Annotated in this window: 21 protein-coding genes; 9 read left to right on the top strand and 12 right to left on the bottom strand. The window is 44.4% G+C overall.

Going from position 1 to position 23,393, the window contains the following annotated elements; translation table 11 throughout:
• The first annotated feature begins 1 nt into the window (after position 1).
• Positions 2-2,557, top strand: a complete 2,556-nt coding sequence (locus ACFGVS_RS27925) for an ABC transporter permease (RefSeq protein WP_439696459.1) — start codon at positions 2-4, stop codon at positions 2,555-2,557.
• Positions 2,558-2,574: 17 nt separating this feature from the next.
• Positions 2,575-3,279: an arylesterase gene (locus ACFGVS_RS27920; protein WP_439696458.1), complete on the top strand. Its 705-nt coding sequence runs from the start codon at positions 2,575-2,577 to the stop codon at positions 3,277-3,279.
• Positions 3,280-3,334: 55 nt separating this feature from the next.
• Here the strand turns inward: ACFGVS_RS27920 and ACFGVS_RS27915 are convergent, their stop codons facing one another.
• From ACFGVS_RS27915 to ACFGVS_RS27905, 3 genes are all read right to left on the bottom strand, one after another.
• Entirely contained in the window at positions 3,335-4,432 is a 1,098-nt protein-coding gene (locus ACFGVS_RS27915; RefSeq protein WP_439696457.1) for an IPT/TIG domain-containing protein, read from the bottom strand.
• Positions 4,433-4,605: 173 nt separating this feature from the next.
• The gene (locus ACFGVS_RS27910; RefSeq protein ID WP_439696456.1) at positions 4,606-5,886 is read right to left on the bottom strand and encodes a serine hydrolase domain-containing protein; all 1,281 of its coding nucleotides are present in this window, start codon (positions 5,884-5,886) and stop codon (positions 4,606-4,608) included.
• A gap of 215 nt (positions 5,887-6,101) precedes the next feature.
• Positions 6,102-6,884: a hypothetical protein gene (locus ACFGVS_RS27905; RefSeq protein ID WP_090653001.1), complete on the bottom strand. Its 783-nt coding sequence runs from the start codon at positions 6,882-6,884 to the stop codon at positions 6,102-6,104.
• 265 nt (positions 6,885-7,149) lie between these two features.
• Here ACFGVS_RS27905 and ACFGVS_RS27900 point away from each other — a divergent pair, with 265 nt between their 5' ends.
• Entirely contained in the window at positions 7,150-8,454 is a 1,305-nt protein-coding gene (locus ACFGVS_RS27900) for a PQQ-dependent sugar dehydrogenase (RefSeq protein WP_439696455.1), read from the top strand.
• 2 nt (positions 8,455-8,456) lie between these two features.
• On the top strand, positions 8,457-8,909 hold the full coding sequence (locus ACFGVS_RS27895; RefSeq protein WP_439696454.1) for a c-type cytochrome: 453 nt from the start codon (positions 8,457-8,459) through the stop codon (positions 8,907-8,909).
• A 149-nt stretch (positions 8,910-9,058) separates the two neighbouring features.
• Here the strand turns inward: ACFGVS_RS27895 and ACFGVS_RS27890 are convergent, their stop codons facing one another.
• A complete protein-coding gene (locus ACFGVS_RS27890; RefSeq protein WP_090653004.1) occupies positions 9,059-9,580 on the bottom strand; it encodes a tetratricopeptide repeat protein in 522 nt (173 codons plus the stop codon).
• 608 nt (positions 9,581-10,188) lie between these two features.
• Between ACFGVS_RS27890 and ACFGVS_RS27885 the strand changes: the two genes are divergently transcribed.
• Positions 10,189-11,487, top strand: coding sequence for an IS110 family transposase (locus ACFGVS_RS27885; protein WP_274209026.1), 1,299 nt, complete (start codon positions 10,189-10,191; stop codon positions 11,485-11,487).
• A 343-nt stretch (positions 11,488-11,830) separates the two neighbouring features.
• Entirely contained in the window at positions 11,831-13,129 is a 1,299-nt protein-coding gene (locus tag ACFGVS_RS27880) for an IS110 family transposase (protein WP_274209026.1), read from the top strand.
• 239 nt (positions 13,130-13,368) lie between these two features.
• Here the strand turns inward: ACFGVS_RS27880 and ACFGVS_RS27875 are convergent, their stop codons facing one another.
• From ACFGVS_RS27875 to ACFGVS_RS27855, 5 genes are all read right to left on the bottom strand, one after another.
• On the bottom strand, positions 13,369-13,677 hold the full coding sequence (locus tag ACFGVS_RS27875) for a hypothetical protein (protein WP_439696453.1): 309 nt from the start codon (positions 13,675-13,677) through the stop codon (positions 13,369-13,371).
• A complete protein-coding gene (locus ACFGVS_RS27870) occupies positions 13,652-14,401 on the bottom strand; it encodes an ABC transporter ATP-binding protein (RefSeq protein ID WP_439696452.1) in 750 nt (249 codons plus the stop codon). Before ACFGVS_RS27870 ends, ACFGVS_RS27875 begins: the two co-directional genes overlap by 26 nt.
• On the bottom strand, positions 14,398-15,267 hold the full coding sequence (locus tag ACFGVS_RS27865) for an ABC transporter permease (protein WP_439696451.1): 870 nt from the start codon (positions 15,265-15,267) through the stop codon (positions 14,398-14,400). Before ACFGVS_RS27865 ends, ACFGVS_RS27870 begins: the two co-directional genes overlap by 4 nt.
• A 56-nt stretch (positions 15,268-15,323) precedes the next feature.
• Positions 15,324-16,298: an ABC transporter substrate-binding protein gene (locus tag ACFGVS_RS27860; protein WP_439696450.1), complete on the bottom strand. Its 975-nt coding sequence runs from the start codon at positions 16,296-16,298 to the stop codon at positions 15,324-15,326.
• A 283-nt stretch (positions 16,299-16,581) separates the two neighbouring features.
• Positions 16,582-17,043 carry an NUDIX domain-containing protein gene (locus ACFGVS_RS27855; protein ID WP_439696449.1) on the bottom strand — a complete coding sequence of 154 codons (462 nt, stop codon included), beginning with the start codon at positions 17,041-17,043 and terminating at the stop codon, positions 16,582-16,584.
• Between the two features lie 117 nt (positions 17,044-17,160).
• Here ACFGVS_RS27855 and ACFGVS_RS27850 point away from each other — a divergent pair, with 117 nt between their 5' ends.
• Both ACFGVS_RS27850 and ACFGVS_RS27845 read left to right on the top strand, forming a co-directional pair.
• Positions 17,161-17,658, top strand: a complete 498-nt coding sequence (locus tag ACFGVS_RS27850; RefSeq protein ID WP_439696448.1) for an SRPBCC family protein — start codon at positions 17,161-17,163, stop codon at positions 17,656-17,658.
• Positions 17,659-17,751: 93 nt separating this feature from the next.
• Entirely contained in the window at positions 17,752-18,336 is a 585-nt protein-coding gene (locus ACFGVS_RS27845; protein WP_439696447.1) for a riboflavin synthase, read from the top strand.
• Positions 18,337-18,532: 196 nt separating this feature from the next.
• Here ACFGVS_RS27845 and ACFGVS_RS27840 read toward each other — a convergent pair whose 3' ends face one another.
• Positions 18,533-19,678, bottom strand: a complete 1,146-nt coding sequence (locus ACFGVS_RS27840) for a tetratricopeptide repeat protein (protein ID WP_439696446.1) — start codon at positions 19,676-19,678, stop codon at positions 18,533-18,535.
• Between the two features lie 118 nt (positions 19,679-19,796).
• On the opposite strand from ACFGVS_RS27840, the gene ACFGVS_RS27835 reads away from it, so the two are divergent.
• Positions 19,797-20,087, top strand: coding sequence for a hypothetical protein (locus ACFGVS_RS27835; RefSeq protein ID WP_090653013.1), 291 nt, complete (start codon positions 19,797-19,799; stop codon positions 20,085-20,087).
• 329 nt (positions 20,088-20,416) lie between these two features.
• On the opposite strand, the gene ACFGVS_RS27830 is transcribed toward ACFGVS_RS27835, so the two are convergent.
• Positions 20,417-21,430, bottom strand: coding sequence for a hypothetical protein (locus ACFGVS_RS27830; RefSeq protein WP_274209303.1), 1,014 nt, complete (start codon positions 21,428-21,430; stop codon positions 20,417-20,419).
• A gap of 22 nt (positions 21,431-21,452) precedes the next feature.
• Positions 21,453-23,309 carry a Fe-S protein assembly chaperone HscA gene (gene hscA / locus ACFGVS_RS27825; protein WP_439696445.1) on the bottom strand — a complete coding sequence of 619 codons (1,857 nt, stop codon included), beginning with the start codon at positions 23,307-23,309 and terminating at the stop codon, positions 21,453-21,455.
• Positions 23,310-23,393 lie beyond the last annotated feature (84 nt).

Raw genomic sequence — 23,393 nt, 5'->3', positions numbered from 1 at the left:
TATGAGCGATCCGGTTAATTATAAACGAAAAACAAACGTTGCCTGGCTGTTTAACATGGCCTTGCGCGATAGCAGGAAAAACCGGTCGAGGTTGTTCCTGTTCATATCTGCCATCATATTTGGTATTGCTGCGCTGGTGGCTATCTACTCGTTCAGGTACAATGTGCAAAACGACGTAAATGGCCAGGCAGCAACGCTCATCGGTGCCGATTTGCTGATATCTGGGAATAAACCTGTCGACCCGAAGCTGAAGAAGATGCTTGACTCATTGGGCGATAACAGATCAACCGAGCGGAGTTTTGCATCGATGGCCTATTTTCCAAAAAGCAAAGGCACCAGGCTTGTACAGATAAGGGCTTTGCAAGGCGATTATCCTTATTACGGCGCTATAGAAACCACGCCCGAGATTGCCGGCACCTCCTTTAAACAAGGACAAACAGCCCTGGTTGATAAAACGCTGATGCTGCAATTTGGCGCCAAGGTTGGCGATTCGGTACGCATAGGCACCGAACATTTCCTGATAGCCGGCGCATTGGACAAAGCTCCAGGGCAAAGCGGAGCCATGGCAGGTATTGCCCCGGTGGTGTACATCCCGATGCGATACCTGGAACAAACCGGCCTCATGAAAACAGGCAGCCGCGTAAATTATACCTTTTACTACAAGTACGACCATAAAGTTGATATGGAAAAGCTAACCAAAAAGCTCGACCCGATATTGGATAAAAATGGCATGAACTACGATACCATTGAAACCCGTAAGGAAAATACCGGCAGGGCATTTGGCGATCTGGGCAGGTTTTTATCGCTGGTGGGCTTTATTGCTCTGTTATTGGGCTGCGTGGGTGTGGCAAGCGCCATTCATATTTATGTACGCGAAAAGATAGCCTCGATAGCCATAATGCGCTGTTTAGGCGTAAAAGCATCCGAGGCATTTTTGATTTACCTGATCCAGATTGTTGGCATCGGGCTCATAGGATCTATAGCGGGTGCGGCTTTGGGTACGGCCATACAGCATTTGCTGCCAATAGTTTTTAAAGATTTTTTGCCGTTCACTATTTCTGTCGAGATATCGTGGCTGGCTATTGGCCAGGGTATTTTATTGGGGGTAATTATATCAATATTGTTTGCTTTGCTGCCGCTGATATCGGTGCGTAATATATCGCCACTAAATACGCTGCGCATGTCATTTGACGAGGCAGGCCGCAAACGCGACCCTTTAAGCTGGCTGGTTTATTTACTCATCATCGTGTTTGTTTTAGGCTTTACCTATTTACAGTTAGATAGCTGGATAGGCAGCATCTTTTTCACTATCGGTATTTTAGTAGCCTTTATGATACTGGCCGCTGTAGCCTGGTTGCTGATGCGTGTGATGAAACTGCTTATCAACAGCGGCTGGAGCTATTTATGGCGCCAGGGCTTTGCCAATTTATACCGGCCAAATAACCAAACTTTAATCCTGATGGTTTCAATCGGGCTAAGTACGGCCTTTATTTGTACGCTGTTTTTTATCCAGAGTATCCTCATCAGCCAGGTAAACTTATCAAGCAGCGGCAATCAATCAAATATGATTTTGTTTGATATTCAAAAAAGCCAGAAGGATGCCGTAGCCGACGTAACGCGCAAAAACGGGTTGCCTGTTTTGCAACAGGTGCCCATAGTAACCGTACGATTGGAGCAGATAAACGGCAAAACCGCCGCCGACGTAATTAAAGATACTACCATCAAAATTCCCCATGGTGTATTTGCCTGGGAATACAGGGTAACGTTTAGGGATACATTATCCTCATCAGAGAAACTGCTGGACGGCAAATGGATAGGCAAAGCCGAGCCAGGGAAAGACATCCCGGTATCGGTAGAAGAAAACCTGCAAAAACGCGCGCACCTTAAAATTGGCGATAAGCTGGTGTTTAACGTGCAGGGGGTACCGATGCCTGCCTATGTAGCCAGCGTACGCAAGGTGAACTGGGGTAAAGTACAAACCAATTTCCAGGTGGTGTTCCCTACCGGGGTATTGGAAGATGCTCCGCAATTCCAGGTGTTGATGACGCATGTGCCATCAAACAAAGTATCGGCGGCTTTCCAGCAGGCTGTGGTAAGGCAATTCCCCAATATATCAATTATCGACCTTGGACTGGTATTGAGCATCCTGGATGAGTTATTAAGCAAAATCAGTTACGTAATTCGTTTTATGAGTGCGTTTAGTATTATTACGGGTATAGTAGTACTCATAGCTTCGGTACGTATAAGCAAATACCAGCGCATACAGGAAAGCGTTTTATTACGCACACTTGGGGCAAGCCGAAAACAGATATTGGCCATAACAGCGTTGGAATACCTGTTTTTAGGCAGTCTATCGGCGTTAACAGGTATTTTGATTGCCGTGGCAGGTACATGGTTTTTAGCAAAATATAGTTTCGAGATACCTTATTCCGTTAGCTTTGTACCCGCGTTGATTTTATTTTTCATCATCGCTTTGCTAACGGTAATTATTGGTTTGTTAAACAGCCGGGGCGTATTGAACAAACCGCCTTTAGAGATATTAAGAACAAACGCCTAACCGTTGTATTTAGTTTTATGAACAAAGTAAAAATCTTTTTTATACTCATAGCCACATTTGCTTTGGCAAGTTGCGGCAGTGGCGATAAATCAAACGCCAACGCATCAGCACCGGCAGATACTGCCGATAAGGCTGCTGCATCGGCACAGGTGCAAACGATTTTATTTTTTGGCGATAGCTTAACTGCGGGATACGGCTTGGATGACCCGGCAGATGCTTTTCCCGGTGTTATCGCAAAAAAAATAGACTCGCTAAAGTTGCCTTATAAAGTAATTAACGCCGGGGTAAGCGGCGAAACATCTGCCGGAGGCAACGGCCGGATAGATTGGACATTAAAACAAAAGGTAGATATATTTATACTGGAACTTGGTGCAAACGATGGCCTGCGGGGCATATCGCCTGCCGAAACCACCAGGAACCTCCAGTCAATCATCGATAAGGTAAAAGCTAAATACCCTAAAGCCAAACTGGTGATGCTGGGTATGCAGGTACCGCCAAATATGGGTGCCGATTATGTAAATAAATTCAAAGCAGTGTTCCCCACCGTTGCAGCCAAAAATAAGATGGCGCTGGTACCCTTCCTGCTGCAGGGCGTAGGCGGGCACCCAGATCTTAACCAGGGCGATGGTATCCATCCAACAGAAAAAGGCGCTAAAATTGTTGCGGAAAATGTTTGGAGTGTTTTAAAGGGCCAGTTGGATAATCCTAAGGCGGTGTATTAAAGCAAAAAAGCCAGGCAAATTTAAAATACCTGGCTTTTTTGTTCGGCACCTGGTATCAGGCTACTGTAAATGTTTGCGTGTAAGCTTTTACACCTGCGCCTGTAACAGATAAAACCGGGCTGGTACCGGCAGCCCCAGCTGTAAAATTAATAACGATTGACGTAGCTGTCGGCTTACCTGTGGGTGCAATTGCCGTCCCGTCTATAGTTATATTTAGCGGCACTTTGTCAAGATTTGTACCCGTTATAGTAATAGGGTTGGCAACAGAATGCTTTAGCGTGACTGGAGTAGCACCGGAAATTACGGGAACAACAGTGCTATTTGATTTAAATACTACATCAAGTACATCTCTTAGCTTCCTTGTTACAACTTCGGTAAACAGGCCTGACATGGCCGATATAGCCATAATTCCAAACAGGTTTAAGTTATTTCCACCATCGTTAGTGCTCAAAAAGCCGGCCCTGAATGTAAAATAAACCACGATAGCAAGCGCCGAAGCCGTGAACGGTTTTACAAAATACCAAAGTAGCCAGCTCTTTTTAAATTTTTCGAGACCTACAAAGGCGGTGAAAGACCCAGCCACATGGATCATATTGCCCAAAAAGCCTGCGGCCGCAACCAATATGAGCAAAATGGTGTTAAATTGAATAGTATCGTCAATATCGTAGATAGCCGCCTTCTGTACGGTATCGTTGTATTTTACCGATTTTACAGAATCGACCTTAGCCAATGCTTTTTTTGCTTTTAACGTAGAATCATCAACCGCCTTAGCATGTTTGGTTTGATCAGCCTTCAGCGCAGCTATTGTGCCAGAATCGGCTTTGGCTACCTTAGCCTGGCCGGTTTTGATCTTTTTAATCACACTATCCTGTTTATTTTTGAATAGTGCGGCAGCTGCAGTATCTTTTTGGCTGCCAGGTTGTTTAATAGCGACTTTATCAAGAAGCATAGTAATATGACATTTATGATAATACCTTCCGTCATCGCCCGCCGGAGGTAACTTATCGGGCCAATAACTGATGATTGTATTCAAAGCTAATAATGTAAATAGCGCGAGTAAAATTCCCGCTGCTACTTTTCCCCAGGTAGAAATTTGATTTTGAGACCCAGTTTCTGTTGGGTCATCGTTTGATTTAGGTGCTGTTGTGCTCATGATTTATTTGCGTTCAGGTTAAAAAAAGGTTTGGTGGAAGGTATGGTGGGAGATTCGATGTGTTACAATAATTTATTATTTATTAATAACTTAAAATCAAACACTTACAAAAGCTAAGATAACTACCCCTTATGGATACGCCAAGCGTATTTTTACGGTATTTTACTATTTTATTAATCCGTAAGCGCCTGGTACACCATCGCCCTGAATTTATCCTGGAAGGCGTTGTGCAGCAACGGCCAGTTCTGTACAAACAACAGGCACACCAGGTGTTCTTTAGGGTCAACCCAATACAGGGTGCCAAAAAAGCCGCCCCAGGCAAATGAACCTTCGCTTATGCCCAGCTTTTTTGAACTTATGTCGGTTGTCAGGCCAAAGCCAAGCCCAAATTTTTCTTTATTGGGGTTGATGTAGAGGTCGCCAATCTGGTTGGTGGTCATCAATTCGACGGTATGCCGTGATAATAAACGCTGGCCACTATAAACGCCGCCATTCAGCATCATTTGTAAAAAAGTAGCATAATCTTTAATTGTGGATGTTAAGCCGGCGCCGCCCGCATAATAGGTACCATTAACGGTTGGGTAATCGGCGCTAAGGCCCTCAAAAGTAGCTGCATTCCATTTGATAAGGTGATCCTTTTTATCCGGGGTATATACGGCTACCAGCCGGTTTTGCTTTGCTGCCGGGATATAAAAGTAGGTGTCCTTCATCCCCAACGGGTCAAAAATGCGTTCTTTCATAAACTGGTCCAGACTTTTGCCCGATATCTTTTCGACCAGGTAGCCTAAAACATCTACATTAAGGCCGTAAGTCCAGCGCTCGCCGGGCTGGTGCTCCAACGGTAATGGGCCCAGTTTTTTCATGGCATCGGCCAGTAGTATTTTATCACTCACAAAGCCGGCCGGGATATGGGCTTTGGCATAAATGGCATTCATGGTGGGTGAGCCTATCTGGGCATAGGCAATCCCCGAAGTATGGGTAAGTAAATCGCGGATGGTTATCTCCCTTTTGGCAGGAACAGTGGTATATGTTGTATCTTTAGGATTGAAGGTATCCACCACCTTTGGATGAGCAAACGCTGGGAGGTATTTGGAGATGGGATCATCCAGCAAAAACTTACCTTCTTCAAACAGCATCATTACGGCTACGCTGGTAATGGCTTTAGTTTGAGACGCGATGCGAAAAATAGCATCATTATTCATTAACTTTTTTTGTTCAACATCGGCCATACCGAATGATTTATAATAAACCATTTTGCCGTTGCGGGCTATCAGCCCCACTGCCCCATTGATATAGCCCGAATCGATGGTTTGTTCAATCACGTTATCGATGCGTTGCAGTCGTTCGGCAGAAAATTTTTCACCGGCCGGCGTACCTGCCTGTAAAGTATTACCCTGCGCAAAGGCATTGGCAGCCAGCGCTACAAATAGCAGTAAAGTAACGTTCTTTTTCATCCCGGGGAGAGGTTTACAATTTGGATACAAAGTAGGATTTTTTCGTTAATAAAAAGAAACGTAAAACGGTGCCGGGTAAAGCAGGCTGTCATTATTGATTTTGGCGGCGGCTTTACTTTGGCAGGCACACGGCATAAAAAAAGCCGCCCACAAAAGGCAGCCTTTTCATTTATATATAGGGATTAATTAGTGTTACATATTACCGGTGTTCCGGCTTATTGCCTCATACCAAAACCACCACGGTTTGCGGCAAATTCGCGTCCGCCGCCACGGTTACCATGGTCCTGGCCACCGCCATTGTTTCCGCGGTCATGACCGCCACCCTGGTTTTGGTTGCCATGGTCCTGACCGCCCCAGTTGCCATGGTTTTGGTTGCCGCCACCACGGTTATCATTGTTGTTGGGCCTGCCGCCCCAGTTACCGTGGTTATCTCTGTTATCCGGCCTGCCGCCCCAATTGCCGCGGTCACGGTTATTATCTCTTCCCCTGTCCCATCCACGGTTGTTGAACCTGTTATCGCGGTTTTGGTAAGCATATCCTCCATCGTATCGTCTTTCAAAACGGTGCCCCCAGTTGCCGCGGTCGCCGGCATAACCACCCCACCTTTGCCTGTATACATCGTGGTGCATATAAGGGCGGTTTCCACGTACCTCGTATCTTGTAGCGGTACGCCAGTCATAGTTGCGGTAAGCGCCTGGCAAGTAGGCACAGGTTACCCAGTCACGGCCATTATTATAGTAGTAGTAATGGTTAGAAACACTATAGTAAGCCTCTACTTCGGGTAAATAGTAATAATCATCACTATCATCGTTGTAGTTTACCTGGGCATAATCATCGTTATAAACCGGTTGCTCTTCAACCACAACAGGCGGAGGGCTTGGCACATAAACACGGTGCACAGGAACATTAAAACCTACATGTATTGATAATTGAGCGTTTGCTTTATTAGCTATTAAACCACTCATTGCTATTGCCGATAATATGAATAACTTTTTCATTTTGTTAAATTTTATATAGCTATGACCACTTGCAAAGGCAATGGTTTAATCCATTGTTGCTATATATGTTACAACAGCTATAAATCAGTACTTAATTTGTTAACGGCATCGATTGTGAGAAATTTAATTTGGCGGTATTACCTATAGCTCGTATTAACCGCTATCTGGAATGATTTCCGAAAAATCCTAATTGTCATACAATTACTACAAATCAGATTTCGGGATTCCCTGTATATTTATTTATTTTGATAATCAATCAGAAGCCATGAAAAAAAGAAACATCGTATGGACAATGCTGCCTGTTGCAGCTATTGCCGGTGCTATACTGTTTAACAGTTGCAAAAGCGGCAACACCGATAATAAAAATGGTATCGACACTACAAGCACTGCGACTGCCGAAAATGCCGGTCTTAAGCTTCCTGCAGGTTTCAGCGCAGCCGCAATTGCCGAAAAACTGGGCGGGGCAAGGGAAATAGCCATTACGCCGCAAAATAACATTTATGTAAAGCTTAATACCGTAAAAGATGGCAAAACCATTTTGTATTTAATACAGGATGGTGATAAAGCCACCTTAAAAACAAGCTTTGGCGATTATAAAGGCACAGGCGCCTTTGTAAAAAACGGCTACCTGTATGCATCCTCTGACGAAGAAGTTTTCCGTTATAAACTGAATGATAAGAATGAAGTAATAAGCCCTGATCAGCCTGAAAAAATTGTGACCGGCCTGTTGAGCCGTAACGAGCACGAGGCCAAAGCCATAACGCTTGATAACGACGGCAACCTGTATGTTAACATTGGCGCGTATTCCAACGCCTGCCAGGTAGCCGATAGGAAAAAAGGCTCGCCGGGCCAAAAGGGCTGCCCTATTTTAGATTCGGCAGGTGGCATCTGGCAGTTTAAAGCCGACAAGCTTAACCAGCACTATGGCGATGGCATTCGTTATGCCACCGGCTTGCGTAATGTGGTTGGCATGGATTGGAACCAGCAAAATAACCAGCTTTTTGTGATGCAGCATGGCCGCGACCAGCTTCATGACCTGTTCCCGGAATATTTCACCACCAAACAATCGGCCGACTTACCTGCCGAGTGTATGTATGCTATTAAAAAAGGAGATAACGCGGGTTGGCCATATATGTATTACGACTGGCAGCAAAACAAAAAAATATTAATGCCCGAGTACGGGGGTGATGGTAAAAAGGAAGGCGGCGAAACGGCCATAAATCCGGCGGCGGCATTTCCGGGCCACCTGGCGCCTAACGGCTTATTGTTTTACACCGGGAGCCAATTCCCCGAAAAGTATAAAAACGGCGCTTTCATCGCTTTTCATGGTTCGTGGAACCGTGCACCAGAGCCGCAGGCCGGATATTTTGTAGTTTTTCAACCTTTTAAAGATGGCAAGCCAAGCGGTGCATATGAAGTTTTTGCCGATAATTTTGCGGGAAGTGCCGAAAAGGCAGCCAAAGGTAGTGCCGAGCATCGCCCATGCGGATTGGCGCAGGGACCAGATGGCTCATTGTACGTAACCGACGATAACCAGGGAACCATTTACAAAATCACGTATAAAAAATAACAATGGACTTAAAAAAAGCCCTCGTACTAATACCATTAATTACCCTTTTTACCATTGCCGGATTACAGGCACAAACCAAAAAACATAAGCCGGTTAACAAAACAGCTAATGCAGCAGCATTAAAAGCAGCCATGGACGCCGGCAGTAAAGTATTTATGGAGTACTGTGTAACCTGCCACCAGGCCGATGGTATGGGCGTGCCCAATATGAACCCACCACTGGCCAAAACCACCTACGTAACCGGCGATAAAACACGGCTGATAAAGATTGTGCTAAACGGTTTTAACGACGATGTGGATATTAACGGCGAACGCTACTCCAACACCATGGCCTCGCACGATTTTTTGCAGGATAAAGAAATTGCCGATGTACTTACTTATGTAAGGAATAGCTTTGGCAACAAAGCATCGGCAGTAAGCCCGGCTCAGGTTAAGGCAGTAAGGGCAGCGAAATAGGCGAAAGGGGAAAGGTCAAAGGTGAAAGATTAAAACTGAAAAGGTATTAAAAAAGGTATACTGTTATACAGTATACCTTTTTGCTTTTGTCCTTCTATTCCGGACCTTGGGATCTTTCCCCTTTGACCTTTCCCCTTTTACCTTTCACCTTACTCCGTTATCTGGTAGGTATAGGCCAGCGTGTGCTTCATTTTTGAGCGGATGCGTTTGATGCTTTGCTCAATATCAATTTTGTCGTTATGGTCGGTTACTTCCATAAAGGCTTTTTGATAGTTAATTAAGGCTTTTGTCCAGTCTTTGCTTTTTTCGTGGAATAAGCCAAGCAGGCTGTAAACTTCGGCGGTATCAACTCCGGGCGTATTCAGGGCTTTAACAGATACGTTGTTTACCAGTTTTTCCATATTCAAAAACACAAGCAAATCAAGATAATGTGTATAGTTATCCGGAAATGAAGGTTCCAGCTCCATACAGGTTTTAAAATGGTAGCCCGCGGTTTGGTAATCTTTAACTTCGTAATAGTACAACATACCCAATTGGTGATGGGCACGTGCGTATAAAGGATCGTTGCTGATAATTTCGTTCAGTAATTTAAGCCCTTTGGTAGTTTTACCATAAGAGAGTTTATCCACGGCCTGCAAATACTTTTCTTCGATAGTATAATAAGTGTCCATAAATTTTGTATTGTATAAAATTGTGCTAAAACTCAGCACTTGTTGTAATAAATAATGATGCGTAATAAAATGTTTCGGTATAAAAAGTATGGTTACTATACCGGGGTGGAGATGCGTATGATTGATGCATAACCCTTCTGCTGCGACACCATGGGCCACATTATAGTTTTACAGAATGAATTTTTAAACAGCATCATTTATTTTTTTACAAATTTACAATTAATGTGCGGATTTGCAAAATGGGAGAAATTATGATATTTCACTATAACACTGACGCCCGAGGTGTGTTCATTTAATGGTTGCAGGCTAAGGTCTGCTAACACTTCCAGCGGCATATAACTAAAATTATGGCTTCGTCTAAAACCTAACACATCCTGTCATTCTGAGTGTTAAAATTTCGCGAAATTCTGAAGGTGAAATGACATACTTTTGTTAACGCTGTGCAGTGTGGCCGGTCGAGTTATAGTGCTTCGTGCCTGTGTCTGAGTATGGTTCCGAAGATAGAGTCTGAAGGTATGGTACGATCCTGTTTACAGTGATTTGTCCGATGGGTAGCCTGTTTTTTCCTTATACTCCTTCGGGCACAGCTTATTTAAAACAAGCTTGATATGGAAAAAATGCGTACACATGCAGCCGGTATAGATATTGGCTCCCGTCATGTTTTCGTTGGCCTGGAAAGCGGCCCTGTCCGTAGCTTTGAAACCTTTACCGGCGATCTGGTAGCACTTAGTAAATATTTACTGGAGAACCGGGTAACTACAGTGGCGATGGAAGCTACAGGTGTTTACTGGTATGTACTTCATGATATCCTGTCAGATGCAGGGTTAGATGTGTGGCTGGTCGACGGCCGCCAAACCAAACAGTTGCCTGGAAGAAAGACAGATGTGAAAGACTGCCAGTGGATCCAGCAGTTACATAGTTATGGTTTACTGAACCGTTGCTACGTTTCTGAGGGGCTGCTCAAGGAGCTACGTAGTTACCAGCGATTACGTGAAGACCACCTCCGGAGTGCCTCGATGCATATTCAGCATATGCAAAAGGCCCTGATCGAAATGAATATCCGTTTACCGGAAGTATTAAGTCAGATACATGGGGCCAGTGGAAAAGCCCTTATAACAGCAATCCTTTCCGGTGAAAGAGACCGTTATAAGCTGCTTGCTCTCTGCCACAAAAAAATCAAAGATAAAAAGAGCGAAGAAGTATTAAAGGCTTTGGAGGGCCATTACACGCCACATGGGCTTTTTGCCCTGGAGCAGGCTTATAAGGCATATCTTTTTTATCAAGGCCAGATCTTGGAGTGTGACCGGAAAATAGATAGCACCTTGCAACAGATTAATAAAGACAAACAACTACCGCCCGGTACAAATACCGGAAATAGAAAACCGATCAGGCACAATAAGCCCCAGGTTAAAGACCTTGGCGGGCATTTGCTGAAAATATTTGGTGGCCGGGATGCCACCAGACTTCCCGGCTTTACAGATTATAACTGGTTACAGTTATATACAGAAATTGGAGCCGATTTAAGCCAGTGGTCGACGGAAAAACGGTTTGCCAATTGGCTTGGGGTATCTCCCGGTCAGAACCGTTCGGGCAAGAAAAACAAAAGTAAGAGCAAAGGAAAACCTACCGCCGGCCAGATATTCAAGGAGATGGCGTGCGGCTTGCTAAACAGCAAATACATTGGATGGGGAGCATTCGCCAGGCGGTTAAGAGGAAGAAAAGGTCCGGCGATAGCCATCAAAGCAACTGCCAGAAAATTGGCTATTCAATATTGGCGTTTAATGGTTAAAGGGAGCGATTTTGTAGAAAAAGGCATAGAGGCATATGATAACATGCTTAAAGAGCAGAAGCAAAGGTATTTACAAAAGCTCGCTATCGAATTTAATGTGGACTTAGTACCTATATAATTCGATATGTCATGGGTAGGTACGAAGAATCTAATAATGAACTTTGCAGGGTTGGTTTGTAGGGGACACAATAAATGCTTCGTATCTACGCATGGCACATCTAATTTTCCTGTCATTCTGAGTGTTAAAATTTCGCGAAATTCTGAAGGTGAAATGACATACTTTTGTTAACGCTGTGCAGTGTGGCCGGTCGAGTTATAGTGCTTCGTGCCTGTGTCTGAGTATGGTTCCGAAGATAGAGTCTGAAGGTATGGTACGATCCTGTTTACAGTGATTTGTCCGATGGGTAGCCTGTTTTTTCCTTATACTCCTTCGGGCACAGCTTATTTAAAACAAGCTTGATATGGAAAAAATGCGTACACATGCAGCCGGTATAGATATTGGCTCCCGTCATGTTTTCGTTGGCCTGGAAAGCGGCCCTGTCCGTAGCTTTGAAACCTTTACCGGCGATCTGGTAGCACTTAGTAAATATTTACTGGAGAACCGGGTAACTACAGTGGCGATGGAAGCTACAGGTGTTTACTGGTATGTACTTCATGATATCCTGTCAGATGCAGGGTTAGATGTGTGGCTGGTCGACGGCCGCCAAACCAAACAGTTGCCTGGAAGAAAGACAGATGTGAAAGACTGCCAGTGGATCCAGCAGTTACATAGTTATGGTTTACTGAACCGTTGCTACGTTTCTGAGGGGCTGCTCAAGGAGCTACGTAGTTACCAGCGATTACGTGAAGACCACCTCCGGAGTGCCTCGATGCATATTCAGCATATGCAAAAGGCCCTGATCGAAATGAATATCCGTTTACCGGAAGTATTAAGTCAGATACATGGGGCCAGTGGAAAAGCCCTTATAACAGCAATCCTTTCCGGTGAAAGAGACCGTTATAAGCTGCTTGCTCTCTGCCACAAAAAAATCAAAGATAAAAAGAGCGAAGAAGTATTAAAGGCTTTGGAGGGCCATTACACGCCACATGGGCTTTTTGCCCTGGAGCAGGCTTATAAGGCATATCTTTTTTATCAAGGCCAGATCTTGGAGTGTGACCGGAAAATAGATAGCACCTTGCAACAGATTAATAAAGACAAACAACTACCGCCCGGTACAAATACCGGAAATAGAAAACCGATCAGGCACAATAAGCCCCAGGTTAAAGACCTTGGCGGGCATTTGCTGAAAATATTTGGTGGCCGGGATGCCACCAGACTTCCCGGCTTTACAGATTATAACTGGTTACAGTTATATACAGAAATTGGAGCCGATTTAAGCCAGTGGTCGACGGAAAAACGGTTTGCCAATTGGCTTGGGGTATCTCCCGGTCAGAACCGTTCGGGCAAGAAAAACAAAAGTAAGAGCAAAGGAAAACCTACCGCCGGCCAGATATTCAAGGAGATGGCGTGCGGCTTGCTAAACAGCAAATACATTGGATGGGGAGCATTCGCCAGGCGGTTAAGAGGAAGAAAAGGTCCGGCGATAGCCATCAAAGCAACTGCCAGAAAATTGGCTATTCAATATTGGCGTTTAATGGTTAAAGGGAGCGATTTTGTAGAAAAAGGCATAGAGGCATATGATAACATGCTTAAAGAGCAGAAGCAAAGGTATTTACAAAAGCTCGCTATCGAATTTAATGTGGACTTAGTACCTATATAATTCGATATGTCATGGGTAGGTACGAAGAATCTATTCTACGCCTTGCATGGCCGCCGGAAAAGTTCTCCAATAGATCCTTCGTACCTCAGGATGACAGTCGTATATTTTTGAATGTCATTCCTTTTTCAGAATTTTGCGAATTTTATCACTTAGGATGACAGTCGTATAACTCCTATGTCATTTCTCCTTAAGAATCCGCAGATTTTACTACTCTACATGACAGTTTTTTAAAGGAGCAACTACGCCGCAATAGCCGTATTCACCTTACCGCTTTCAATCATAAAATTATTTTTCAATTCCCTTTCAGATACCAGTACGCTAAAATCGTCGTATCTAACGCCGTGATCAAGCGGGTAAAGGGTATAGCCACGTTTAAGGGCGTCATAGGTTCCAAGCTCGAAAATTTCGTCTTGTTGTTTTCCTTTTATTTTTGCGCCGGCTACCAACTGGTAGGCGTCGAAGATATTTTCAAAATTATTGTTTTTCATGGTAGCAGTACCATTACAATTATTTTGCCAGTTTTTAAGCAAACCAATCAAAAAGATCATTTTGTTTTAATACGGTCTTTTCTTTTTGATTTAAATCATTGATTACCAACCCCTCTCCCATTTGTATTATTCGTGTGCCATAGTTGTAGGCGTCTTTTAAATTATGAGTGATCAATATGGCGGTTAGTTTAAAATCGCTGATCAGCTTATCTGCCGTACGCATCACAACATCGGCCGATCGGGGGTCGAGCGCTGCCGTAGGTTCATCAAGCAGTAAAACCTTGCAGCTATCCATCACACTCATTAAAAGCGTAAGGGCCTGCCTTTGCCCGCCCGAGAGCGTACCCATGGATTGCTCAATTTTATTTTCGAGCCCCATGCCCAGGGAGGCAATCTTATCTTTTACTTCGTGCTTAAATTTATCATTAATGCCGATAGATAATCCTTTAGGCCTGGTACGAATAGCTGCCAGCCTGAAGTTATCCAGGATGCTGAGGTCTGATGCCGTGCCACTCATTGGGTTTTGAAAAACACGGGCTATCCATTGGCTGCGTTTATAATCGGCCAGTTTGGTTACATCGTTATCATCAATAGCAATTGTGCCGCTATCCGGCATAACGCTGCCTGCAACAAGATTGAGCAGCGTGGTTTTACCCGATCCGTTGGAGCCTACAATCACCAAAAACTCCTGGCTTTCAATTTGCAGCGTGATACCATTAACCGCGTTTACCTGGTTGGCCTTTCCCTTATTGAAAACCTTATGTACATTGTTTATAGCTATCATGAGGCTTTATTAAATGATAAACGGGGAAGACTAACAATTAACAATACAAACGCGGCGGTAACCAGCTTAAGCAAATTGGCATCAACACCAATGGCCAATACAAAGGCCAATACCAACTGAAATATCACGGCCCCTGTCAAAACCAGGGCCAAACTAACCCATACTTTGGTAATACGAAACCAGTTGATGAGCGTTTCGGCAATAATCACCGAACCTAAACCTACAATCACTATCCCGATACCCATGCTGATATCCGCGAAACCCTGGAACTGCACTATGAGGTATCCGCTGAGTGCCGTAAGTGCGTTGGCCAGTGCCAGGCCTGTAATTTTCATCCTATCGGTATTAACACCCAATGCACGGATCATCGATTCGCTGTTGCCGGTTGCCCGCATGGCTATGCCGAAATCTGTTTTGAGCAAATAGCCTATAAGTAATGTTATTATTGCCACGAAGACCGAGAGCAGGATAAATGTGTTCTGGTTAGGATCGGCCACGATGTTTAAAAGCGAGAACAACGAAGCCGTACCTATAAGCGGCACATTGGAGCGGCCCATAATAGTAAGATTGACGGAGTACAAGGCCGTCATGACCAGGATGCCGGCCAGCAAGGCATTTATTTTTAGCTTGGTATGAATAAGCCCCGTTAAAGCTCCGGCCAGGCCGCCCGCTATAATCACAGTTGGTAAAATAAGGTAGGGTGATAAATGGCGACTTAGCATTACAGCCGTAACAGCACCGCCTAAAGTGTAACTGCCATCGGTAGTGATATCAGGAATATTAAAAATCTTCATAGAGATATAAATTCCCAGCGCAATGGCCGAAAAGCACAATCCCTGCAATAAAGCGGTAAGGTAAAAATCCATATTTTGAAGCTGAAAGCTTAATGCGTAAAGCTGAAAGCTAATTTACGGTAAAGTGATTATTTAACAGCCTCGAAGTTTGATGGTACAGTAATGTTATATTTTTTTGCCGCAGCGGGATTGTATACCCTCTTCCTCACTTTTACCATTTCCCATTTCAGCCCGTCGGTTTTATGCGTTTTTAAGTACTGGGCGGCTTGTGTGCCTGCCTGGTATCCCCATTGATAAATATCGGCACCAAAAGCGGCTACAGCGCCGCGTTGTACCAAACCGGCTTCGCTGGTAAAAATAGGGACATTTTTTTCGTTACAGCTTTTCAGGATGGTTTCAAAAGATGCAAAAACCGTGTTATCGGGGTTGGCAAAAAAGGCATCAATATTTTTGCTTAACAGCGATTGTGTAACCAGTTGCGCATCGGCCGAAGTATTCACCGGCAGGGCTATGATGGTTACTCCCTGCTTTTCGGCTAAAGATTTAATGCGGTTAAGGGCATCTGCCGATTGCGGTTCAGCTTGATTATAGATCATCCCGATAACCAATTTAACCCCTTTAGGCTTCAGCAATTTAGGGATGATGGAGAACGAGGTGTCGATATAATTAAGGTCCTCCAAAGCACCAAACAGGTTTGCAGGAGCCTCACCTTTATCATTCAATAGTTTCATTCTTTCGGGTACAGGCGATACCATTGCAAAATCGGGAATGGTTTTGGTGTTTTGCAAGGCGGTTACGGTAGCCAAAGTGGTGCAGGTAGCCAGCAGGTCAACCTTTTCGGATACAAAGTAATTGGTAATCTGGGTGAGGGTGGGGATATTTCCCTGGGCGTTGCGGTACTCTATCTGTACCGTTTTCTTGTCTTCGCTAAAGCCCTCTTTTTTTAAGGCATCGGTAAAGCCGGTACGGGCCTGGGATATGGTTGCATCTTCAAAAGCATCAACAAAACCAACAACCGGGGTATTTACTGCCTTTGGTTTGGGCTTACATGATGCTATGGTAATCAATAATAAAGCGGCGGGAATGTATTTGAAAAACTTCATTGTACTAAGTTAAATATTTGAGGCGAAAGGTAAAAGGATAAGGGCTAAACGTGAAAATTGTTTGACGGAGGGCATGGCGGCGAAGACTCACCCCGACGGGGCTACGCCCGTCACCCCTCTCTCCGACTGCGTCGCATAGAGGGGCAAAAAATAAAAAATGAGTTTCACACTCTTTGCGGCGCAAGCCGGAAGGTCGGCCAGCGCAGCGGAGCCGGGGTGAATAGTAGTCAGCGTTCAAAGCCGATGTTAACGTAAATGCCAACATACTGTAATAGTTGCAAAACTATTTATTCACTACTTGCGCCAACTCCACCACCAACCCCACCTGCCCCGCATTAATCTTTACCCTCGCTTCGTCAACAGTAAACCACCCTGCCCTATCCACTTCGGGAAACGACTGCATTTTGCCAGTTTTTGGTGGCCATTCTATGTCAAATAAATTGCTCTTAATATTGTGGGCATCTATATCTCCTTCCACCAAATATGCCTGCACTATTTTGCCGCTTTTTTGCTTGATGGGCTTCAGGGCAATAAATTCGCCATCGATAGATTGACCGGTTTCCTCGTAAAACTCGCGCCTGGCAGCTGCAAGCGGGTCTTCGTCGCTCTCATATTCGCCTTTCGGGATTGACCATGCACCATCATCCTTATTTTTCCAGAAAGGCCCGCCCGGATGAACCAGGAAAACCTGTAATACATCGTTAAATTTGCGGTAAAGCAGTATTCCGGCACTTTGTTTGGGCATATTTTTTTAGGGGTTATAGCTTTCGGCTTTTTGCCTTAAGCTTTCAGCATTTATTATACAAGCGTAAAGTAATATTGTTATTTTTATATCCAACTACAACCTAAAATAATTAAACCCATGGCAGACGAAAGATGGAGTAAATTTAAAATTACTGCGGATTTTGACACCGATGTACGCAACATTTATGAGGCATGGGCCACTTCGGCCGGCCTCGAAAAATGGTTTTTACGCAAGGCCGATTTTTATGCCATTGCCGGCCGCCTGCGCGAACCCGACGAGTTTATCAAAAAAGAAGATACCTATTCCTGGTACTGGCATGGTTTTGATGATACCGCCGTAGAGAATGGGCAGGTACTTGAAAACAATGGCTCCGATTTGCTAAAGTTCACCTTTTCGGGCGGCAGCATTGTTACCGTTGATATCCAAAGCAAGTATGGATTAACTGTTGTTGAATTAACCCAGGAAAACATCCCGGAGGAAAGCGACCCGTCAAAAAACCTTTTTGTACAATGCCAGATAGGCTGGACATTTTACCTCGCCAACCTAAAATCGGTTATCGAAGGTGGCAACGACCTTCGCAATAAGCGGCTGGATGTCGCCAGCAATTTCAAATAAATTCATTTTAAACTGACAAACAAAACGCTGTATAATTATAGCTTTGTCAATCAAAAAATTCCCCCTTCAGGGGGGGGTAGGGGGCTTCGCTTTATGTTTACAGGCATTATAGAAACTTTAGGAAAAATAACCGATCTGAAACAGGATCAGGGTAATTTACATATCACGGTTGAATCGGCCATTGCGCACGAGTTAAAAATAGACCAGTCGGTAGCGCATAACGGCGTTTGCTTAACGGTAGTGGCCGTAGCCGACGGCCTGCATGTGGTTACCGCTATTGAAGAAACGCTGAATAAAACCAGCCTGTCGCACCTTAAAATTGGCGAACCGGTGAACCTGGAACGCTGCATGCAAATGAACGCCCGCCTGGATGGCCACATTGTACAAGGCCATGTTGACCAAACCGCCGTTTGTACTGCATTTAAAGAGCTTGACGGCAGCTGGGAATATACCTTTGAATATGATGTCGCCATTGGCAATGTAACCGTTGAGAAAGGTTCTATCTGCGTAAATGGTATCAGCCTTACGGTTGTTAATTCGCAGGCCAATAGCTTTTCGGTTGCCATTATCCCCTACACGTTTGAGCACACCAACCTGCACAACGTGCGCGAAGGATCGGTAGTGAACCTGGAGTTTGATATTATAGGTAAGTACGTAGCCCGGTTGATGAATAGGTAGTAGATACGCGCTTTTTTTTATTCCCTCCCGACGGGAGGGGTGCGGCCGGCAATGAGCGCAAAGGCAGGGAGGGGTTTTGCAGAGCGACGAATTGCAAAGTTGCTTGAACGACTGATTTAACCCCTACCTCCCCTTCCCCAAGGAAGGAATCGCACAATTTCCCTGCTCTTTTTGCTGAAGGATATTAAGCACAGCCCTACCGCGATAGCTCTGTAACCCTCGCCATGGCATAACTTACATACTTTTGCTGTTTTCCGGTTGGATTACTGGTCATGAATTTTTTGTAGTACTTAACGGCCATTTTTTTGTTTTTGAGCGATCCATCGTACATCGTAGCCATCAGGTAGTAAATTATCGGCTTCTCATCAAATTGAAGGGCTTTTTCATAGGCCGCTATAGCCGCTTTGTATTTTTTTCGCACGTCATAGCTGTCGGCCATTTCGGTATAATAATCACTTATATTGGGCGATATGCCTGCTTCAATAGCTTTGCCCAGGTTTTCAATCGCCATAGGCTGGTCTTTGAGTTCTTTATAAGCCAGCGCGGCAATATAGTAGCTGGTTTCGGATTGGCTTACTTCCGGGATCCGTTTAAAAGCATCAATACTGCATTCATATTGCTTCAGGTTGTAATAGGCCGATTCCAGTTTAGTCAGTACCAAACCGTTATCGGCGCCGGCCGCTATCAATTTCAGGCAGGTGCTTTTTACTATATCATATTTCTTTTCGGCGTATGAAAGTTTCAGCAGGCTCTGCAACAGCACAATGTTCTCGGGGTCCTGGCTTATGGCTCCATCCAGCACCTTTTCGGCCTGTGTGTTAAGCTTTAGGTTCACGTACATATCGCTTAAGTCCGATGCCACATCCGCATCGGCCGGATTTAGCTTATTGGCTTTTTGCAGGTACATGGTCATTTTATCCAGGTCGTTTTTATCCTGGCTAATTTTTGCCAGCTGTTTAAAAACATAAAAATTGGTCGAATCTTTTTGAGCTAATACCTGGTAGTACATTAATGCCTTAACATGATTGCCCCGCCTTAAATTGATAGAACCCAGGCTATAAAGCACCGCCTTACTGGTAGAATCTATCACATACATGCGCTGGTAATACCCCTCGGCATCGGGCAGCTTGCCGGCCATTTGCGATGTGTAGGCCAGTTTGCCCAGTATTTTTATATCGGTTACAGGCTCCGGATAAGTTTGCTTTAACAGGTCGGCAGCCTCGGCAAACCGCTGGCTTTGGTAGTAATCTAACAGCAAAGCATCACTTGCGACGGTGTTTTGCTGGGCAATTGCAGGTTTAATTAAGCACGCTAAAAACAGGCAGATTATTATATTCTTCATATCAACTAATACATTAGTTATTTTAAACTAAATTATTAGTTATATATCAAATATCCAAATGGTAAACAATTTTTGTTATTTGAGGTTGAGTAGATATAACAATTAAAAAACACAACTTATGGATAAGCTAAAGAAATTCGGACTGATGGAGAAAATTGTCCATGAACTGGAAGATTTAAAAAACAGCCAGCAGGCAATCATCACCAAACTGGCTAAAATAGAAGTAGATAACATTGACCTTGGCGATAAACGCCTGGAAAAAGATTTGCCCGACATGCACCAGCGTGTTGCCGATAACCTGGACACTATTGCCAGCATCCTGCAAGACTTTGCCAGCCAAACCGAAAGCTACAGCGATAAAAATAACATTACCGCGCTAAGAGAGCAGGAAGCCATTGGCAAATTGTAAAAAGAAAATCCCCGGAAATGGGGATTTTTTGTGAACCTATCCGAAAATATCAATACCACTATCCTGCCGAAAAATATTTTTGACTTTTGAATTTTAACTTTTGATTTTTTAAGGGCGATGCCTTCGGCCCGGGCTAACCGCTCATACTGCACAGGCCTTATTCACAGGCCGGTATCCGCTTTTATCCCTATCGCGAATATCAGAATCAGAATTTACAGAATTTTAGAATGGGCAGAATGCCTGGTAATTTCAGCTGAAAGCTGAAACCATGGTTCACCACGAGGTAAAACCTCGCGGCAGCTAACTCACCACTCACCACTCACTACTCACTACTGATACTGTATATAAACAGGGCTCGGTTTCAGTGCCAAAACCTCTTTAGGTGTTAGCATTCGTTTAGGGCCGTTTTTGATATCGTTTTTATAAAACAGCTTGAAGCCGGTAAATTGTACAGGCTCGGCAGCAATAAAATATTTGTAGGTTCCTTTTTTAAGGTCGGGACCGCCCCAGCCGTCCATATCCATCACCAACTGAACTTCGCTGCTTAGTTTGATGTCTTTGTAGTTGGTTACCATGCGTTTGGTAAAGCGGTGTATGATAAAAATTTTAGGCGGCAGGTTGTTTTTATTTACCAGCCCGGCCAGGTATTTGGATACATAGTTAATATCGTCGGCATCAAATGTGCCAATGCGCTTGCCGGGCACACTCCCCTCTTTCATACTAAACTCCGGATCGATGCCTAAATGCACATTGGGCATCAGTAGGTATTTTTCAAGTTTGGGAATCTCGGTTTGTACAGTGCTGAAACCAACCTGCAGATCAAGAAAAACAAGGGCGTTCATGGTTTTTGCCATGGCTATTACTTTATCTATCTGGCTAAAAGGCATTCGCAGGTTATGCAAGCCATTACGGCCGGCATCGGCCTGGGCAGTTACGCAAATGTAATGCAGGGCGGGTATTACGGGGGTAAGGGTATCGGCCTTTTCCCAAACCTTGCACTCGGCCTTTAGTTTATCCATCATAACTTTAGGCTCGTACTCGCCTAAAACACCCATATTTTTGGAGTACATATTGCCGTAATAAGCTACTACCCTATTAAAAGGCAAAATAGCGCCAGGCAATGGCAATGGTGCGTTTTTTACAGGCCAGCGCCCCGTTTTGTCGCCATTGGCCATCCGCTTCATCAATGAATCGTAACGTGCGGTATCAAGTGCGGCAATATTTTTTATGGTGTCTTTTGTGTTCCGGATTATAAAACCGGCGGCATAAACTTTATTAAATGAACCTTGTAAAAAAACAGCCGCCAGGGCCAAAAATGTAAGTACTGCTGTAATTCTTCTCATCTATAAAGTGTCGTTCTGTATATTATTCAATACTCTTGCCACGCATCGCAGTGCTAATTGCCTGATCCATCAGACGTTCGGCAAATGGCCGGGTAAACTCATTTACTTCGTCTATACTTTTCAAAATGAGGTCTTTATCTCCGGTAGCAATGGCATTTTTCAAAGCAGTTATATAACTGATTGTTTGTTCAGTTTCCTCTGCCGATACATAGCTGCCGTTCTTTTGCAAAAACCGCTCCACGGTGTAAACCATCTGTTCGCCTTCGGTACGGGCTTCTATCAGCATACGCTCGGCCACATCTTCTTTGGCGTGGGTAATGCTATCCATTAGCATTTGCTCTACCTGTTCGTCGGTAATGCCGTAGGTGGGTTTTACCTCTACCTCCTGTTTAACGCCGCTGCGCAATTCAATAGCTTGTATAGTCAGGATGCCATCGGCATTCAGCAGAAAGTTGATATCTACTTTTGGGAAACCGGCGGGCATACTTGGGATGCCTTTCAGGTTAAACTCGGCCAGCTTGCGATTTTCTTTGATCAGGTCGCGCTCGCCCTGGTAAACGGCAATTTTCATATTCACCTGCCCGTCTATCGATGTGGTGTATTGCCGGCCGCCTTTGGTAGGCACCTTGCTGTTGCGGGGGATAATTACATCCATCAAACCGCCCATTGTTTCGATACCGAGGGATAATGGGGTAACATCAAGCAATAAAATATCTTTACGGTTACCGGCCAGTATATCGGCCTGTATGGCCGCGCCTAATGCAACCACCTCATCGGGGTTAACATCATCATGTACAGGGCGGTTAAAAAACTCCGCCACCATTTTTTTAACCAACGCCGTACGGGTTGATCCGCCTACCATTATCACTTCATCAATTTCTGCTATGGTCAGTTTGGCATCTTTAAGCGCGTTTTGGCAACTGGTAATGGTTTGCTGTACTTTGGGCATAATCAGTTCCTCAAACGTGTTCCTATCCAGCGTACACCATATTTCGCCTATTTTTTCGTTAAACAGGCTTTGGTGGGCAAATGCTTTCTTGGCTTCCTCTGCTTTAAGGCGCAATTGCTGGGCAAGCTCATTATTGGCTATTATTTCGGCTTTATCCAGATTGTTTTTTTCAATCCAGTAATCAACAATAATGCGGTCAAAATCATCGCCTCCTAAAAAGGTATCGCCGTTGGTAGCCAATACCTCAAAAATCCCGTTTTGGATTTGCAGTATCGATACATCAAAGGTACCGCCGCCAAGGTCATACACGGCTATAGTTTTTACTTCTTCGGGATCAAGCCCAATACCGTAAGCTAAACTTGCTGCCGTTGGCTCGTTAACAATACGTAAAACATCTAACCCGGCCAGTTTACCGGCATCGCGGGTGGCCTGGCGCTGCGAATCGTTAAAATAAGCGGGTACTGTTATTACCGCGCGGTTAACCGGGGTTTTAAGCGCATGCTCGGCTCGGGCTTTCAACTCTTTTAGTATCAGTGCCGATAGTTCAATAGGCGTATAAAATTTATCGCCAACCTTTATTTTAACCAGGCTCTCGGTATCATCATCAATAACCTTGTACGAGAAAAAATCTTTATAATTTTCGATATCATGATAGCTGCGCCCCAATAAGCGTTTTACCGAAAAAACGGTATTTTGCGGGTCGGTTATCAAATATTCTTTAGCCTCATTACCTACCAAAACATCGCCTGTAGGCCCAAAATGGACTACTGAAGGTACCAAAACGCCTTTACCCGTATCATTTATAACATGCGGTTGCTTATCGGGATTAATAAAAGCCACCAGCGAATTGGTGGTACCCAGATCGATACCCACTATGATATCCTCTTTTTGCAGCGAGCCTGTTGCCAGGTTGATAGAAACTTTAGCCATTACTTTTACTTAACAAACCGCAAATGTACTTAGTTTTGGCAGATGCTGTGTCTTTTCAATCTCTAATTATCAAAATCAGGCAAA

Source organism: Mucilaginibacter sediminis (assembly GCF_051903035.1).
In the GTDB taxonomy this organism is placed as follows: Bacteria; Bacteroidota; Bacteroidia; order Sphingobacteriales; family Sphingobacteriaceae; genus Mucilaginibacter.
The sequence above is the reverse complement of the archived record's forward strand: the minus strand, read 5'-3'. Positions and strand labels throughout refer to the sequence as shown.